The sequence below is a fragment of the Kribbella sp. NPDC056345 genome, from assembly GCF_042262745.1.
GTDB lineage: Bacteria > Actinomycetota > Actinomycetes > Propionibacteriales > Kribbellaceae > Kribbella.
Genome location: NZ_JBHJQQ010000023.1, coordinates 1 through 16,758, shown reverse-complemented (window position 1 = coordinate 16,758; position 16,758 = coordinate 1). Strand labels below are relative to the sequence as shown.

Genomic DNA, 16,758 nt, shown 5'->3' with positions numbered 1-16,758 from the left:
CTGATGACTTGAGCAGCTCAGCTCTTGAACAGCGCGCGCAGTCCGGCGGTGTAGGACTCGGGGGTGACGTCGCCGATGATCAGGCGCTGCAGGATGAAACCGGGCACGAAACCGAACAGGACCTGGGCGACATGCTCGGGGTCGACGCCGGCGTCGATGGTGCCGTCGGCCTGGGCGCGGCGGGCGACTTCGGCGAAGCGGGTGCGCAGCATCCGGTACTTGCCGCCGGCAATCTCCATCACGGCAGGGTTGCGCAGCGCCTCGGACCACGCCTGCACCCCGATCCGGGTGACGTCGCCGCCGGGGCGCTCGGCGATCGTGATGATGTGGTTCAGGACGCGCTCCATCACCATCACCGGATGCACCGGCTCGTCGGTGACCAGGACGGTCTCGAACAGCTCGTCGACGTTACTGAGCGCTTCCTCGGCGATCGCCGCGACGATCTCCTCCTTGCTCTTGAAGTAGCCGTAAACGGCACCGGCGGACAGGCCGGAGGCCGCGATCACGTCGGCCATCGTCGCCTTGTGGAAACCCTGCTCGAGTACGCAGGAGCGCGCGGCCGCAACGATCTGGGCGCGGCGGGCCACGCGATGTTCCTCGGTCACCTTCGGCATACCGCGAACTTAAAACGAATGTCCGTTCTTGACAAGCGAGCCACCCTGCGGCACGCTCGGAATCAATAAAGAACGGTCATTCGGTTTAGTTCGAGAAGGAGTCCCCCTCATGACTGCTGAGGCGCAGGCCGAGCACCGCCAGCCGCCCCTGGTTGCCGTCGTTCTGCTGCTCACCGCCGTGCTCACCGTGCTGCTGATCGCGTTCGCCTGGCCGGCCGCCCGGTCCGCGCCCCGCGACGTACCGATCGCTGTCGCCGGTCCGAGCCAGGCGGTCGGCCAGGTCCAGGCCGGGCTGGAGCAAGCGATGCCGGGCGGCTTCGAGATCACGCAGGTGACCGACAGGGCCGCCGCCGCGCAGAAGATCGAGGATCGCGAGGTGTACGGCGCGATCGTGCTCGACCCGGCGCAGCCCGAGGTGCTGACTGCTTCGGCTGGTGGGCCCGTGGTTGCTCAGTTGCTGGCTCAGCTGGCCACCCGGTTGTCGCCGGAGCGTCCGGCCAAGGTGACCGACATCGTGCCGCTGCCCGCGGATGACCCGCGAGGTGCTGGTCTGGCTGCCGGTGCGCTTCCGCTGGTACTCGGCGGCATCATGACCGCGGCTGTGCTGACCATGCGCATCTCGTCCGGCAGCCGGCGGATGATCGGCGCGGTCGGCCTGGCCATCACGGGCGGGCTCGCACTGACCGCCGTACTGCAGTTCTGGCTCGGGTCCTTCGAAGGCAACTACTTCGCGAACTCCGGCGTGATCGCGCTGTCGATCGCGGCGATCAGCCTGACGCTGCTCGGACTGGAGTGGCTGTTCGGATTGGCCGGGCTCGGCGTCGGGGCCGCGTTGATGATGCTGCTCGGCAACCCGCTGTCGGGGCTGACGAGTGCGCCGGAGATGCTGCCGAGCGGGTGGGGCGCGTTCGGTCAGCTGCTACCGCCAGGAGCCGCTGGTACGGCGTTGCGCTCGGTGAGTTTCTTCGACGGGGCCGGGTCCGGTACGGCGTTCGTCGTACTCGGCGCGTGGCTTGCCGTCGGGCTGTTCCTCTGTGGCTTGGGCGCGATGCGGTCGCAACGTGTCGTCCATGGCCGTCACGAGGCTTCGCCCGTTACGGTCTGAACGATGTTTCGGCGCGGTGACCTGATTGTTATGACAAGGTCACCGCGTTGCTGCCTGCCAGCGAGGACAACGTTGTCTGTCACCCATTGACTTCACGGCCGTCAGCCTCCTAAGTTCGCCAAAAGCCTGCTCTGTTTGGGTCGTGGTACCGGGATGACAACGATTGCCCGAAGGTGGACCTGATGGTGACAAGAAAGCGTTTCAAGGCGGTGGGCGCGCTGGCCGCGTCCGCGCTGCTGCTGGCGGTCTCGGCCTGTAGTCAGGGGTCGAGCACCAAGCAGCCGGAATCCGGTGGTCAGAGCAGTGGCCCGGCGAACATCAAGATCGCCTACCAGCAATGGGGCCCGGGCACGACCATGAAGACCTTCCTCGGCGGCGTGAAGGCCGAGTACGAGGCGGCCAACCCCGGATCGACGGTCGAGATCCTGCCGATCGTGGCGAGTGAGAACGACTACTACACCAAGCTGCAGCTGATGATGCGGTCGCCGAACACCGCACCGGACGTGGTCTACGAAGACACCTTCCTGATCAACTCCGACATCACCGCGGGCTACCTGCGGCCGCTCGACGAGTACATCTCGAAGTGGGACCAGTGGAGCCAGTTCGAGGACACCGCCAAGGGCGCGGCCAAGGCGCTGGACGGTAAGACGTACGGCGTACCGGACGGCACGGACACCCGGGCACTTTGGTACAACAAGCAGATCTTCGCCAAGGCCGGACTACCGACCGACTGGCAGCCGAAGACGTGGGACGACGTCCTGAGCGCGGCCCGGACCATCAAGGCCAAGGTCCCCGGCGTCACCCCGTTCAACATGTACTCCGGCAAGCCGATGGGTGAGGCCTCGGCCATGCAGGGCTTCGAGATGCTGCTGTACGGCACGAAGGACACGCTCTACAACAGCGAGCAGCAGAAGTGGGTCGTCGGCAGCCAGGGCTTCAAGGACTCGCTGAACTTCGTCAAGACCGTCTTCTCCGAGGGCATCGGCCCGTCCCCGAAGCAGGCCCTGGACCCGAACATGGGCTCCAAGGTCGGCACCGAACTGCTCCCCGAGGGCAAGCTCGGCATCGCGCTGGACGGCTCCTGGATCTACGGCAACTGGCAGAAGACCGGCGCCAAGCCGTGGCCGCAGTGGACCGAGGTGATGGGCCAGACCGCGATGCCGACCCAGGACGGCGGCGGTAAGGGCAAGGTCAGCCTCTCCGGTGGCTGGACCTGGGCGATCCCGGCCAAGTCGAAGAACCCCGACGCGGCCTGGAACCTGATCAAGACCCTGCAGACCCAGAAGAACGCGGCCAAGTACGCGACCGACGGCGCGCAGATCGCCGTCCGGAAGGATGTCGCCGCCGACGAGGGCTACAAGAGCTCGTCGAAGAGCACGCAGTTCTTCACCGACCTGGTCTCGGTGACCGTGTACCGGCCGGCCTACGCGGAGTACCCGAAGGTCTCGAACGAGATCATCACCGCGATGGAGGCGGTGATGACCGGACAGTCCTCGGTGGACGAGGCCGCGAAGAACTACGACGAAGCCGTCGAAGGCATTGTCGGTAAGGACAAGACGACCTCAGGCCAGTAGTCCCTTCGCGAAGGAACCCTCCCTGTGACGACGACTGTCGCTCCGGCTCCCGTTGCGTCCAAGCCCGGACGCAACGGGAAGCCGCGGACCGCGAACCTGTTCAAGATGCTGCCGCTCACCCCGGCCATCGGACTCATGCTGGTCTTCCTGGCCGGCCCGATCCTGTACTGCATATACGCCGCCTTCACGAACATGGCGCTCACCGGTACCGGTGCGGCGAACGTGACGTTCGTCGGCCTGGACAACTTCCGCAAGGCCTTCGGCAGCGGTGCGTTCAGCAACGCGATCTGGCTGACCCTGGTGTTCACGCTGGTCTCCGCGATCATCGGCCAGAACACCCTCGGGCTCGGGCTGGCGCTGCTGATGCGCAAGTCCACCAAGGTGGTCCGCAACTTCGTCGGTACGGCGGTCATCGGTGCGTGGGTGCTGCCCGAGGTGGTGGCGGCCTACCTGCTCTCGGCGTTCTTCAACGAGGAGGGCACGCTGAACGTGATGCTGCACTGGGTCGGCCTGCCCGGTCAGGACTGGTTGTACGCGGCACCGATCATCGCGGTCTCGCTGGCCAACATCTGGCGCGGTACGGCGTTCTCGATGCTGGTGTACTCGGCGGCGCTGAGCGAGGTGCCGAAGGAGATCGAGGAGTCGGCCGAGATGGACGGCGCCGGCGGCTGGCGGCGGCTCGTGTTCGTGACGCTGCCGATGATCAGCCGCGCGATCATGACCAACCTGATGCTGATCACGCTGCAGACGCTGAGCGTGTTCGGTCTGATCTACGCAATGACCCGCGGTGGTCCCGGGACCAAGTCCCAGACGCTGCCGCTGTACATGTACGAGCAGGCGTTCAGCTTCTCCCAGATCGGCTACGGGACCGCGATCGCCCTGGTGATGCTGGCGATCGGCGCCGTCTTCTCGCTGATCTACCTGCGTGGACTCAACTCGGAGGCAGCGTGATTGCCCGCGACCGTCTGAGCAAGCTGGCCTCGAACCTGATCCTGCTTGCCATCGGCATCTTGTTCGTGCTCCCGTTGCTGTGGGTGCTGTTCGCGTCGATCAACCGGACGGCGGGACTGCGGGTCGAGTTCCCGACGAGCCCGACGCTCGGGAACTTCAAGGCCGTGCTGAACACCGACACGACGTACCGGCCGGTGCTCAACGGCATCGTGCTGTGCGGCGGGGCGGCGTTGCTCACCATGGTGTGCGCGGTCTTGGCGGCGTACCCGCTGTCGCGGTTCAAGTCCCGCTTCAACCGGCCGTTCCTGCTGACGGTGCTGTTCTGTACGGGGTTGCCGATCACCGCGGTCATGGTTCCCGTGTACGGGTTGTTCGTTCAGCTGAATCTGGTGGACACGCTGGGCGGCACGATCATGTTCATGGCCACGAGCTCGTTGCCGTTCGCGATCTGGCTGACCAAGACCTTCATGGACGGCGTACCGATCTCGCTGGAAGAGGCGGCGTGGGTCGACGGTGCCAGCAACATGCGGGCCCTGAAAAGCATCGTGCTCCCACTGATGTGGCCCGGGATCGCGGTGGTGCTGATCTTCACCTTCATCGGCATGTGGGGAAACTTCTTCGTCCCCTTCATGCTCCTGCTCTCTCCGGAGCGACTCCCCGCCTCCGTCAGCATCTTCACCTTCTTCGGCCAGTACGGAGAACCCAACTACGGCCAGCTGGCCGCCTACTCCCTGATCTACACCATGCCCGTCCTGCTGCTGTACCTGCTCCTCAGCAAGAAACTAGGCGGCGCCTTCGCCCTCGGCGGCGCCATCAAAGGCTAGGCAACCGCCGCGCAACGGCCACCGCTGCGCGGCGAGTGCACGAGCGACAGGAGGTGTGGGGCCGTCGGGCGGTTTGTGGTGGGAGGCGGAGCGTGTCGAAGGCCTCGGGCCGGGAGTACCTCCTGTCCTTCGTGCTGCGTTAGGCGACTCGCCGGGGTGGTTGTGGGGGGCAAGTAGTCGACTTAGGGTGCGGGGGAGGAGGCTTGATGAAAGGGATCGTGCTGGCTGGTGGGTCGGGGACGCGGTTGTACCCGATGGCTCGGGGGATCTCGAAGCACCTGATGCCGATCTACGACAAGCCGATGATCTACTACCCGCTGGCCACGTTGATGAGTGCGGGGATCAACGACATCCTGATCATCACGACTCCGGAGGACAGCGCGAGTTTCGGGCGGTTGCTGGGGGACGGAGCACAGTTCGGGTGCACGTTCAGTTATGCGGTGCAGGCTCGGCCGAACGGGATTGCCGAGGCGTTCCTGGTGGCGGAGGAGTTCATCGGCGACGGTGCGGTGGCGCTGATCCTGGGGGACAACCTGTTCTACGGGGACGGGTTCTCCGATGAGCTGAAGGTCCGGGCGGATCCGGACGGTGGCGTGGTTTTCGCTTATACCGTGGCGGATCCGCGGCGGTACGGCGTGGTGGAGTTCGATGCGGATCGGCGGGCGATCGGGATCGAGGAGAAGCCGAGTGAGCCACGGTCGAACTTTGCCGTGGTCGGTCTGTACTTCTACGACAACGACGTGCTGGAGATCGCGCGATCGCTGCAGCCGAGTGCACGCGGCGAGCTCGAGATCACCGATGTGAACCAGGAGTACCTGCGCCGCGGCAAACTGCAGGTCCAGCAGCTGGATCGTGGATCGGTCTGGCTCGACACTGGGACGATCGAGTCGTTGGCGGATGCTTCCGACTTCGTGCGGGTGCTGGAGAATCGCACCGGGCTCAAGGTCGGTTGTGTCGAGGAGGCCGCGTGGCGGCAGGGGTTCATCAGTGACGACGACCTCCGGCTGCTCGCCGAGCCACTGCGCAATTCCGGGTACGGCGAATATCTGCTGGCGTTGCTGAAACAGCCGCGCACCAACGTGGTGGTGTAGATGGACCGGATCCTGGTGACCGGCGGAGCCGGATTCATCGGCGCCAACTTCGTGCAGAGCGCCATATCGGCGTACGGCCGGATCACTGTGCTGGATGCCCTCACGTACGCCGGTGATGTCCGCAACCTGGCGCCGGTGGCGGACGACATCGAGTTCGTCGAAGGCGATATCGCCGACACGGCGCTGGTCGATCGGCTGGTCGGGCAGACGGATGTCGTCGTCCATTTCGCCGCCGAGTCGCATGTCGACAACTCGCTCGGCGATCCGGCGCCGTTCATCCGGACCAACGTGGTCGGCACGTTCAACATCCTCGAGGCAGTACGCCGGTACGACGTCCGCCTGCACCACATCTCGACCGACGAGGTGTTCGGTGCGCTGTCGCTCGACACCGGCACGCGGTTCACCGAGGAAACGCGGTACGACCCGTCGTCGCCGTACTCGGCCAGCAAGGCGAGCTCCGACCACCTGGTCCGGGCGTGGACCCGCTCGTACGGGATCGCCGCCACGATCTCCAACTGCGCCAACAACTACGGCCCGTACCAGCATGTCGAGAAGCTCATCCCGCGCCACATCACCAGCGTGCTCACGGGAAGCCGTCCCAAGGTGTACGGCGCCGGCGCCAACGTCCGCGAGTGGACCCACGTCGACGACCACAACGCCGCCGTACAGAAAATCCTGCGCGACGGCCGGCTCGGCGACACCTACCTGATCGGCTCCGGCCAGGAACGCTCCAACAAACAGGTCACCGAAACGATCCTCCGCCTCCTGGACCAGCCGCCCGACGCCTACGACCTGGTCCCCGACCGCCCCGGCCACGACCTCCGCTACGCCACCGACTCCACCAAACTCCGCACCGAACTCGGCTGGACCCCGCAACACCCCGACTTCGAATCCGGCCTGGCCGACACCATCACCTGGTACCGCGACCACGAACCCTGGTGGCGAGCTGCGAAAGCCACCACCGAAGCCCGCTACGCCGACACCCCCTGACCCTCGCGCACAAGCACGGATATCCGTCCTTGTTGCCCGTTCTCGGCTCGTCTACGGGGAGGAGAACGGGCAACACCAGGGGTTATCCGTCCGCGTGATCGGGGCCGGCCGGCGGAGGATCGCCCGCTGTCGGTACGGCGGTCAGGCGAGGTCTTCGTAGGTTTCTTGCCAGAACTCGAGTTTTTCGGCGAAGGTTTCGTCGACCTGGGGGTCGGGGGTGCCTTCGGCGAAGGCTTCGAGGGCGGTGGGGATGAGGGGGGCCGCTTCGGGGGCTTGGGTGAGGATGACGGCGAGGCGGACGGTGAAGGTGACCAGCCGGGTGAGTTTGGCGTGGTCGATCGGGATTTCGCGGGCCAGCGGGTCCGGGTGGCGTTCTTGGGACTTGAGCTGGTCGCGGATCGCCTTGATGGTGCGGGCGGCTTCCTTGTGCTCGGAGCGGCCGGGGGTGGCGGTGACGGCGTCGGTGGGGAGACCTAGCAGCTCGGCGAGGTCGGTGGACGGTGGCTCGGTCGGAGTGCTCTTGCCGAACAGGCCCGGCTTGATCGACTGGAGGTGGGTGTCGATCTGGTCGACGAGCTCGGTGAGGCCCTTGAGCAGGGCGGGGACGAAGCTGTCGGCCGTTTTGCGGCGGTTGGTGGTGAGAGCGGTCGTGCGCTCGTAGTCTGCCTCGACCGTGGAGCGCAGCGCGTCCGGCCACTCGTCGAGGCCGCTCAGGCCGGAGTGCTGGGGAGCCGTCGGGTTCAGATCGCCCGCAGACAGCGGCTTGGCGCCGGAACGAGCGGCGTCGATGTCTTGCTCGAACTTCTGCTGCGGTCCCGGCACGATTGAGCTCACCGGGTCAGCCTACTGGTGCGTGGTCCAGTCGGCGCAGGTTCCAGATCGACGGGACGACGAGGGTGCCGATGATGATCAGCACGTAGAGGGTCGCGCCGTACAGCTCGACGGCCTTGACCGAGAGGGCGGCGGCGACGTACCCGACGGTGAGTTGGCCGACGGGGTTCGCGATGAACGAGCCGAGCATGTCGTACGACGACACCCGGGACAGCTTGTCGAGGGGGACGTGCTGACCGAGCGCGGTCTCCCAGCCGATCCCGAAGATCTCGAACCCGAGGCCCATCACGAATGCGGCCACGGCCACCGCGATCGCCTGCGGGAACAGGGCCAGGCAGAACATGATCGGCGCCCCGAGCAACATCCCCGCCATCCCGGCGCGGAGCGGGTAGCGCGGTTTGAGGCGGAGCATGAGCAGGCCGCCGATCACCAGGCCGGCGCCGAAACACGCGCTCACCGCACCCCAGCCGGCGCGGCCGAAGGTGCGGTCGGCGATCACCGGGCCGAGGGTTTGGTAGCAGGCGGTGAACAGGACGTTGAGCAGACCGAACCCGAGGACGACGACCCAGACCCACTGCCGGGAGGCGAATTCGCTCCAGCCTTCCCGGAGGTCCGTGATCATCGAGGAGGCCTCGCGGACGACGGGTGGCAGTTTCAGCCGGGAGATCAGGGCAGCGGCGAGCAGGAAGGTCACGGCATCGACGGCCAGCCCGATCCCGGGACCGGTCAGCCCGACGATGACACCGGCCACGGCGCCGCCGCCGATCATGGCGGCCGACCGGGCGAAGCCGGAGATCGCCGTCGCCTGCGGCAGGTCGGCCTTGTCGACGATCGACGGGAGTACGCCGGTCATCGCCGGCATCACGAACGCGGCGGCGGCACCGTTGACCGCCTCGATCACGGCCAGTTGCCAGATCGTCGCGTGCCCGGACAGCACGAGCGCGGCGGCGAGCGCCTGGGTGAGGCCGCTGATCGTGTTCGCCACCAGTACCACGAGGTGGCGGGGCAGGCGGTCGGAGATCACGCCGCCGATCAGCAGGAAGACGATGTTCGGGATGCTGCGTGCGGCGAGTACCGTGCCGACCGCGCTCGCCGAGGGCGACACATCCAGTACGGCGAACACCAGCGCGACCGGGGCGATCGTCGAGCCGAGGATCGACACGAACCGGGACGTGATGAACAACCGGACATCCCGGTGCCGCAGTACGGCGAGATCCTGCCGCCAGCTCATCCATCCCCCTCGCTCGTCCCGGACCCGGTGATCCTACGGGCGGATCGATCCACGGGTCTCCGGAATCAGCGGTCCGCGTCTAGGGGTTGAGGAAGGCGAGGACGGCGAGGACGCGGCGGTGGTCGTCGGACTGGGGTGGGAGATCCAGCTTGGTGAGGATGCTGGTGATGTGGCTCTCGATGGTTTTCGGGGTCAGGGTCAGTTGGCGGCAGATGGCTTGGTTGGAACGTCCCTGGGCCATCAGCGCGAGGACCTGGCGTTCGCGTTCGGACAGGACGGCGAGCCGGTTGCGGGTGGTCTGGCGGCCGAGGAGGTGGCTGACGACATCGGGGTCGAGGACGGTACCGCCGGTGGCGACCCGGGTGATGGTGTCGACGAGGGTGGCGACGTCGACCACTCGATCCTTGAGCAGGTATCCGAATCCGCGCGGCGACCGCCGGGCCAGATCGGCGGCGTACTGGCTCTCCAGCGACTGGGAGAGCAGGAGGATGCCGAGGCGGGGATCGCGGTCGCGCAGGCGGGTGGCGGCGCGGGCGCCTTCGTGTGTGTACGTCGGGGGCATCCGGATATCGATCACGGCGACATCGGGGGCGTGGTCGGTGACGGCCTGTTCGAGAGTTTCGGCGTCGCCGGTCAGTGCGCAGACCTCGATACCGGCCTCGGCAAGGAGGCGCGCCAGGCCCTCCCGAAGCAGGACGGAGTCGTCGGCGATCACGACTCGCATGGCAGCTCCCCGGCCACGCGCGTCCCGCCGCCGGGGCGCGCGGAGACGGTGAGCGAGCCACCAGCGGCCTCGGCGCGATCCGCGATACCGCGCAGGCCGGTGCCGTTCGGGTCCGCGCCACCGCGTCCGTCGTCCTCGATCTGTACGACGACGCTGTCGCCGGAGAGCGCGACCGATACCGCGAGCCGGCTGGCGTCGGAGTGCTTGACCGCGTTGGTCAGCGCTTCGCAGATGATGAACCAGGCGGTCGCCTCCACGGCGGGCCCGAACCGCCGATCGGTGATATTGGTTGCTACTGGCAACGGTAGGCGGCCGGTGAGTTCGTCGACGGCCGGGGCGAGGCCGGCGTCGCCGACCGGGTAGAGGCCGTTCGCGAGGGCACGCAGTTCGGCGACGGCGCCTTGGAGCTCGGCGATCGCGCCGTCGACGGCGGCCGGGAGGGCGGTGCCGTTGAGCTGGGCCGCTCGGAGGTTGAGCGCCAGGGCGAGCAGGCGCTGCTGGGCGCCGTCGTGCAGGTCGCGCTCGATCCGGCGGCGCTCGGTGAGCTGGGCGGTCGCGATCCGCGCCCGGGACTCGCGAACCTCGACCAGTTGCAGGCTGATCGCAGCCCGCAGTCCGGCGTTCTCCAACTCGGGCAAAGCCTCACTGGCGGCAGCCCGAGCAATATCGGGGTCGGTGCCCGGGGAGATGGAGATCCGAGCAACGTCCCGATCGAAGCGCCGAACCACGACCGCGCCGGGCGTGGGGGTGGCGGGGAGGGGCTGGCCGGTGGGGGTTACCCATTGGGAGCGGTCGGGGATCCAGTAGGCGGTGGTGAGGTGTGGGTCGTGGAGTGCCTCGCGGAGGACGGCTTCGACTGATTGGGTGCCGGGCTCGCGGATGTACGCGCGGACGATGGCGAGGGCGTCGAAGCGGCGGCGGTTGAAGCGGCGGTCGACGGCTTCCTGGAAGGCTCGGTAGAGCGGGCCGGCCAGTACGACGGCCGCCAGGGTCCCCGCGATGGCGGGAATCGACGAGGTGCTGCGGCTGCCGGCCAGGCGGCCGGCGGTGAAGGCGACAGCGGCGAAGGTGAATCCGAGTACGCCCGAGACGAGCAGGTAGGTGACCGCGCGGCTGAGGATGCGCTCGACGTCGTACAGGTGGTACTGCGCAATCGCCAGTCCGGCCGCGATCGGGATCAGCACGATGAATCCGCTGGTTGCGATCGACAGCAGCACGGGGTGGTCCGGCGAGGCGTAGAACGCGATCGCCACGAAGGCGGGCAGCGGTACGACGGCCACGGCCAGCCAGAGCAGTTGCCGCCGTACGACGCGATCGGCGCGGCGGAAGCGCACGAGCAGTGAGAGTCCCGCCACTACCAGCCCGACACCGGTCAGTACGCCAGCCACCGTGCGCAGCGGTTGCAGATCGACCAGCGCCGTGACGAACCAGACAGCACCGACGCCGATCGTCGCAGGGAGTACCCATCGCCACAGTGGTTGCCCGGTTGGCGTCAGGTGCAGGATCGACGCCAGCAGGACGAACCACGTGATGAACGTGACCTCAGTCAGCGGATGCGCGGACGCCTCGAGCAGCCCGGTCAGGGCGAAGCTGCCGCTGAGCGCGAGGAACAGCCAGCCGACCGGATGCTCCGGGCGATGGAACGCCAGTACGGCGCCGACCGCCGCGGCACTGCCCAGCGCGACCAGGAACGGCAGATCGTCCAGCCCGAACAGCCTCGACGCAGGCAGCCGCTGGTCGACCACGACCGCAGCCGCGACCACCGCAGCCACGAGCGCGCAGCTGGCGGTCGCGAGCAGGCGACTCCGGAGTACCCCCACAAAGCCGATGGTGACACCGAAACCAGCTCAGGTCTTCGGGGCAGACCCTGAGCCGAAGTCCGGGGACCGCTCCGAAGCGCCAGACCGCCGTACGGCGAGAGAGTCGAGACACCAACTCAGGGGGAGGATCCCATGAAGCTCTTCGTCACCTTGCTCAGTGCACCGCTCGTCGCCGTGATCGCACGGGCGCTGATGACACCGCAGTACCAGGACCAGTCCGACCAGCTCGACACCACGCGCTACCTGGCCGCGCTCGGGGAGGCCAGTGCGCGCAACGACCTCGGTGCGCTGCTCGCAGCCGCCAGCGCGATCCTGTACGTCGCTACTGCGCTGGGACTGGCCAGAATTGCGCGGAACCGCCTCGGAATGGCGGGTGCCGCTCTGAGTGTCGTCGGCGCGTTCGGCATGTTCGCGGTGGCGGTGTTCGCCCTGGTGGCCGGTCGGTTGGCCCAGGAGCCGGATCGGGCAGCGGCCGCGGCCCTGCTCGAGCGGCTCAACACTGCGCCCGTGTTCGTGTCCTTCGTGCTCGCGTTGCTGATCGGCGCGATCGGCGCGGTGCTGCTGGCGATCGGGCTGTTCCGCAGCCGCCGGGTCCCGCGGGCGGCCGCACTCGTCACGGGGATCGGTGGCGCCGGACTGATGCTGACCGCGCCCGGACCGGTGCTGTCCTTCGTTGTCGGCGGTGCGATTCTCGCGATGATCGGGCTGCTGTGGGTCGTGCTCGGGGCGCAAACCAGGGAGTCCGTTGCCGTCGGCACCTTGTGAAGACCTTCACAACGCGGGGTGACATCGTCGTCACCCCGCGTTTCTGAGATGAGACCTGCCGCGTCAGTGGTCTTTTCGCTACCTTGGGGTATTGGTCCCCCCTCGATCTGCAGGAGGCTCCGTGAAGATCAACGACGTACTGCGCGGCAAGGGTCACGAGGTGGTCACCATCTCGCCGCAGGCCACCGTCACCGAACTCCTTGCCCTGCTGGCCGAACACAACATCGGTGCGGTGGTGGTGAGTGCCGACGGGACATCGGTGGCCGGCATCGTCTCCGAGCGCGACGTGGTCCGGCTCTGGAACGGTACGCCGGAGGCCGGCGAGGTCCGGGTGAGCGCGATCATGACCGCCGAGGTCCGCACCTGTACGCCGGACGACCTGATCGACAACCTGATGCGGCTGATGACCGAGCACCGGATCCGGCACGTCCCGGTCGTCGTGGACGGTGCCCTGACCGGCCTGGTCAGCATCGGTGACGTGGTCAAGTCCCGGATCGGGGAGCTGGAGTTCGAGAAGGAGCAGCTGTCCAACTACATCTCCAGTTAATACCGGTCCGGCCATAATTCCGGACAGGTCCGGCCCGTGGGCTTACAGTCCGACCATGAGTCAGACTCCACCCCCGGCCGGGCCTCCCGGTCCGCCCCCGGGCGGCCAGCCGCCGTACCCCGGTCAGCCCGGACCACCGCAGTACGGGGGCCAGCCGCCGTACGGGCAGCAGCCGCCGCCGTACGGCATGCCGCCGATGTCGCCGATCCAGGGCAACCCGTATCAGCAGGGGCCGCCCCAAGGCACCAACGGGCTCGCGATCGCGTCGTTGATCCTCGGCATCCTCAGCATGGTGCTGTTCAGCGTCATCCTGGGCGTCATCGCGCTGCGCCAGGTCAAGCAGCGCAACCAGAACGGCCGGGGTCTGGCAATCGCCGGTATCGCGATCTCAGGTGTCTGGGTGCTGCTGATCGGGGTCGGGATCGTGGTCGCGCTGGCGACTGCCGACGAGCCGGACCGGGACGCCTCGGGGCAGGTGACCACCACGACGAACGTGAAGCCGACCAAGCTGAAGGTGGGCGACTGCGTCGCGAGTGTCCAGGAGGACGAGGAGATCCGGGGCATGAAGCTGGTGCCCTGCAGCGGGCCGAACGGCGGCGAGGTGTACGCCGTGTTCCAGCTGCCGGCCGGGAAGTGGCCGGGGCTGGCCGCTGTGCAGGCCACCGTCGAGAAGGAGTGCAGCGCTCGGTGGGCTGCGTTGAAGCGGAAGACGGACAAGCCGTCCGACATCTTCCTGCTGGCCCCGGTCGAGAGCAGCTGGAGCCTCGGCGACCGGGGCGCGAGTTGCTTGGTCGTCCCGACCAAGTAGCTCAGATGGCCACGAACGTGGTCAGCATGAGGACGAAGAAGAGCAGGCCGGCGGCCATCAGCGCCGTACCGACGATGCCGAGGATGCGGCCGGCCTGCGCCATGCCGCGGTTGTTGTAGACGCCGGGCGCCGCGTCGATCTCGGCCAGCGACTGCGAACCGAGCCACCACGCGACCGGTGACAGGAAGAGCAGGCCGGTGCAGATGGCGATCGCTCCCAGGACGACCGCGACGGTCGCCTGGGAGTTGTCCTGAAGGATGCCGTACGCCGGCTGGTGCGGGGAGCCGGGCTGGACCGGGTAGAACGTGTGCGTCCGGTCGGTGGCGTCGGTGTACGACATCCGTTCTCCTCAGGTCAGTTCGATCAGTTCCCCCAGCCCGAGCTCGGTGAGCTGCGGCCTGACGTCCTTGGCTTCCCCTACGACGACAACGAGTAGCCCGTTGGTTCCCACGTACTCCCGGTAGGCCGCAGTGGCCTGCTCGGCGGTGGTGGCGGCGATCCGCTGCATGTAGGTGTCGGCGAAGTCGATGGGTACGCCGTTCGCGATGTTGCTGGCCACCTGCTGGATGATCGAGTCCGCCTGCTCGTAGCGCAGCGGTGCGGTCAGCGTGAGGCTGTCCTTGGCCTCCTGGACCTCCTGCTCGGTCAGCCCGTCACGGGCCTCGCGGAGGATCCGCAGTGCGTCACCGATCGCCGCACCGGTCACCTCGGTGCGGACTGCGCCACCCAGCGTGAACGTGCCGCCCTTGCGGGGTGCTGCGAAGCTGCTGCGCGTGCCGTACGTGTAGCCCTTCTCCTCGCGCAGCACGGTGTCCACGCGGGAGGTGATGGTGCCACCGACCACGTGGTTCGCCACGGCGGCTGGGCCCCAGGCGGCGCTGCGACGGTCCGGACCGGCGCAGCCGATCACCAGCTGGCTCTGCACCGAGCCTGGCCGGTCCACCAGCACCACGCGGTCACCCGACAGGTACAGCGGCTCCGGAGTCTCCAGCGCGGGACCGACCTCGGCCCGCCAGTCTCCGAAGGCGTCGTCGACGATCGCGGCCACGTCCACACCGGTGGCGTCACCCGCGAACAGGATCTGAGCACGCGCCGGACCGATGTTCTTCCGGTAGAACTCGGCCACCTGCACGTTGGTCAGCGGACGGATGGTGTCCGGCGTCCCTGCGGTCGGGCGGGAGCGTCGGGTCGAGGCGTCGAACAGGTAGGCGGCGAAGGCCTCGCGAGCGCGGTAGCCGGCGTTCGCCTTCTCCTGGTTGATCTCACCGAGCCGGATCGTCACGTGCCGCCCGACATCGGCGACGTTGAACGCGGGCCGCGTGACCGCCTCGGCCAGCAGCTTCACGGCCGGGGCCAGATGCGACACCGGGACCGAGATCTCCACGTGCAGCGCGTCCGAGCTGACATCCACGCCGTACGCCGCGCCGTGCCGCTCGAGAGCCGCTGCGAAGTCGTTGGCCGAGTGCAACTCAGTGCCCTCGTCGAGGGTGCGGGACATGATCGTCGCGACCCCCTCGAGCTCCCGTGGCTCCGCGAACAGGGGCATCGCGACGGTGACCCGGACCGTGGCGACGTACTGGCCCGGGCGGTCGAAGATGTGCACCGGCGTACCGGCGCTGGTGGTCGTGGTGGTCGACTCCGGGAACTTCCAGGGACCAGGCGGGCTGACCGGCGGCGGGGTGGTCATCTGGCTCATACTTCTTCCTCCGTACGGCGGTACGTCACCTGGGCGCGACCGGAAGCCCGGATCCACTCCCGGGCCGCGGCCTGGACCTGCTCGGCCGTGACGGCGCGGACCTGGTCGATCCGGGTGTTGATCCGGTTCGGGTCGCCGAACAGGAGCGCGTGGTGCGAAATCTCGTCGGCACGGCCTGCACAGGTCGACAGCTGCTCCAGCCAGTCCCGCTCGGCCTGTGCCTGGACGGTGGCCAGCTCGTCGGCGGTGATACCGCTCTCGGCCAGCTTCTCGACCTCTTCGAGCAGTGCGTCCTCCACCTTCTGCAGGTCGATGCCGTCCGAGGCGATCCCGGTCAGGGTGCCGAAGGAGACGCCACCGATCAGCGGGAGCGCGCCACCGGAGACGGACTGGGCGATCTGCTCATCGCGGACCAGACGGCGGTTCAGCCGGCCGCTCTGACCGGCAGCCAGTACGTCGAGCGCCAGCCCGGCCGCATCCAGCTCCGGAGTCCCGTCCGGCGGCAGGCGGAACATCATCGTGATCAGGTCGGACGGTACGTCGTCCTTCACATCGTCGCGCAGCACCTCGGTGAGCGGCCCGATCGTGCCGTCCGGAGCGGGCGGCGGGGTCGGGATCGCCGGGAGGTGACCGAAGTACCGCTTGGCCGCGTCGAAGGCGTCCTCGACCGACACGTCACCGACGATCGTCAGGACGGCGTTGTTCGGGCCGTAGTAGGTGCGGAAGAACGCGTGCACGTCCTCCAGCGAGGCCGCATCGAGGTCGGCCATCGAGCCGATCGTCATGTGCGCGTACGGGTGGTTCTCGGGGAAGAGGAGCCGGACCAGTCGCTCGTACGAGTCGCCGTACGGGCGGTTGTCGTAGCTCTGCCGCTTCTCCTCCTTCACCACGTCGCGCTGGTTGTCCAGGTTCTCCTGGTTGAGGGCGTCGAGCAGATAACCCATCCGGTCGGCCTCCAGCCACAGGGCCAGATCCAGACCGCCGCTCGGCAGCGACTCGAAGTAGTTCGTGCGGTCGAAGAACGTGCTCGCGTTCAGACTGGCACCCACGGTCTCCAGCAGGCTGAAGTGCTGGCCGGACTGCACGTTGCGCGACCCCTGGAACATCAGGTGCTCGAACAGGTGCGCAAAACCGGTCAGACCGGGTGGCTCGTGACGCGAACCCACGTCGTACCAGAGGTTGACGGC

The 16,758-nt window shown here is 67.7% G+C and carries 17 protein-coding genes; 9 read left to right on the top strand and 8 right to left on the bottom strand.

Going from position 1 to position 16,758, the window contains the following annotated elements; all coding sequences use genetic code 11:
* Positions 1–17: 17 nt before the first annotated feature.
* Positions 18–614: a TetR/AcrR family transcriptional regulator gene (locus ACFCV3_RS40630; RefSeq protein WP_376040299.1), complete on the bottom strand. Its 597-nt coding sequence runs from the start codon at positions 612–614 to the stop codon at positions 18–20.
* A 109-nt stretch (positions 615–723) separates the two neighbouring features.
* Here ACFCV3_RS40630 and ACFCV3_RS40625 point away from each other — a divergent pair, with 109 nt between their 5' ends.
* The 6 genes from ACFCV3_RS40625 (at position 724) to rfbB (ending at position 7,149) form a co-directional block, all read left to right on the top strand.
* On the top strand, positions 724–1,719 hold the full coding sequence (locus ACFCV3_RS40625) for a hypothetical protein (protein WP_376040296.1): 996 nt from the start codon (positions 724–726) through the stop codon (positions 1,717–1,719).
* 182 nt (positions 1,720–1,901) lie between these two features.
* A complete protein-coding gene (locus tag ACFCV3_RS40620) occupies positions 1,902–3,293 on the top strand; it encodes an extracellular solute-binding protein (RefSeq protein WP_376040293.1) in 1,392 nt (463 codons plus the stop codon).
* Positions 3,294–3,317: 24 nt separating this feature from the next.
* Complete coding sequence (locus ACFCV3_RS40615; protein ID WP_376040290.1) at positions 3,318–4,244, top strand: carbohydrate ABC transporter permease; 927 nt, start codon at positions 3,318–3,320, stop codon at positions 4,242–4,244.
* Complete coding sequence (locus tag ACFCV3_RS40610; protein ID WP_376040287.1) at positions 4,241–5,068, top strand: carbohydrate ABC transporter permease; 828 nt, start codon at positions 4,241–4,243, stop codon at positions 5,066–5,068. Before ACFCV3_RS40615 ends, ACFCV3_RS40610 begins: the two co-directional genes overlap by 4 nt.
* 206 nt (positions 5,069–5,274) lie before the next feature.
* Positions 5,275–6,159, top strand: coding sequence for a glucose-1-phosphate thymidylyltransferase RfbA (gene rfbA, locus ACFCV3_RS40605; RefSeq protein WP_376040284.1), 885 nt, complete (start codon positions 5,275–5,277; stop codon positions 6,157–6,159).
* The gene (rfbB, locus tag ACFCV3_RS40600) at positions 6,160–7,149 is read left to right on the top strand and encodes a dTDP-glucose 4,6-dehydratase (RefSeq protein ID WP_376040281.1); all 990 of its coding nucleotides are present in this window, start codon (positions 6,160–6,162) and stop codon (positions 7,147–7,149) included.
* 141 nt (positions 7,150–7,290) lie between these two features.
* On the opposite strand, the gene ACFCV3_RS40595 is transcribed toward rfbB, so the two are convergent.
* The 4 genes from ACFCV3_RS40595 to ACFCV3_RS40580 form a co-directional block, all read right to left on the bottom strand.
* Positions 7,291–7,983, bottom strand: a complete 693-nt coding sequence (locus tag ACFCV3_RS40595; RefSeq protein ID WP_376040279.1) for a hypothetical protein — start codon at positions 7,981–7,983, stop codon at positions 7,291–7,293.
* 4 nt (positions 7,984–7,987) lie between these two features.
* Positions 7,988–9,211 carry an MFS transporter gene (locus ACFCV3_RS40590; protein WP_376040276.1) on the bottom strand — a complete coding sequence of 408 codons (1,224 nt, stop codon included), beginning with the start codon at positions 9,209–9,211 and terminating at the stop codon, positions 7,988–7,990.
* A gap of 79 nt (positions 9,212–9,290) precedes the next feature.
* Positions 9,291–9,935, bottom strand: a complete 645-nt coding sequence (locus ACFCV3_RS40585; protein WP_376040273.1) for a LuxR C-terminal-related transcriptional regulator — start codon at positions 9,933–9,935, stop codon at positions 9,291–9,293.
* A complete protein-coding gene (locus ACFCV3_RS40580; protein ID WP_376040270.1) occupies positions 9,923–11,755 on the bottom strand; it encodes a sensor histidine kinase in 1,833 nt (610 codons plus the stop codon). The genes ACFCV3_RS40585 and ACFCV3_RS40580 overlap by 13 nt, the downstream gene beginning before the upstream one ends.
* Before the next feature lie 132 nt (positions 11,756–11,887).
* On the opposite strand from ACFCV3_RS40580, the gene ACFCV3_RS40575 reads away from it, so the two are divergent.
* The 3 genes from ACFCV3_RS40575 to ACFCV3_RS40565 all read left to right on the top strand — a co-directional run bounded on the left by ACFCV3_RS40575 (position 11,888) and on the right by ACFCV3_RS40565 (position 13,875).
* A complete protein-coding gene (locus ACFCV3_RS40575) occupies positions 11,888–12,520 on the top strand; it encodes a DUF4386 family protein (protein ID WP_376040267.1) in 633 nt (210 codons plus the stop codon).
* Between the two features lie 121 nt (positions 12,521–12,641).
* Positions 12,642–13,067: a CBS domain-containing protein gene (locus tag ACFCV3_RS40570; protein WP_376040265.1), complete on the top strand. Its 426-nt coding sequence runs from the start codon at positions 12,642–12,644 to the stop codon at positions 13,065–13,067.
* Between the two features lie 55 nt (positions 13,068–13,122).
* Positions 13,123–13,875, top strand: a complete 753-nt coding sequence (locus ACFCV3_RS40565) for a DUF4190 domain-containing protein (protein WP_376040263.1) — start codon at positions 13,123–13,125, stop codon at positions 13,873–13,875.
* Between the two features lies 1 nt (position 13,876).
* Here the strand turns inward: ACFCV3_RS40565 and ACFCV3_RS40560 are convergent, their stop codons facing one another.
* The 3 genes from ACFCV3_RS40560 to ACFCV3_RS40550 all read right to left on the bottom strand — a co-directional run.
* Entirely contained in the window at positions 13,877–14,215 is a 339-nt protein-coding gene (locus ACFCV3_RS40560) for a hypothetical protein (protein WP_376040261.1), read from the bottom strand.
* 9 nt (positions 14,216–14,224) lie between these two features.
* On the bottom strand, positions 14,225–15,571 hold the full coding sequence (locus ACFCV3_RS40555) for a M16 family metallopeptidase (RefSeq protein WP_376040259.1): 1,347 nt from the start codon (positions 15,569–15,571) through the stop codon (positions 14,225–14,227).
* Positions 15,568–16,758, bottom strand: a 1,191-nt coding sequence (locus ACFCV3_RS40550; RefSeq protein WP_376040257.1) for a M16 family metallopeptidase, incomplete at its 5' end; no start/stop codon positions are given. The genes ACFCV3_RS40550 and ACFCV3_RS40555, both read right to left, overlap by 4 nt.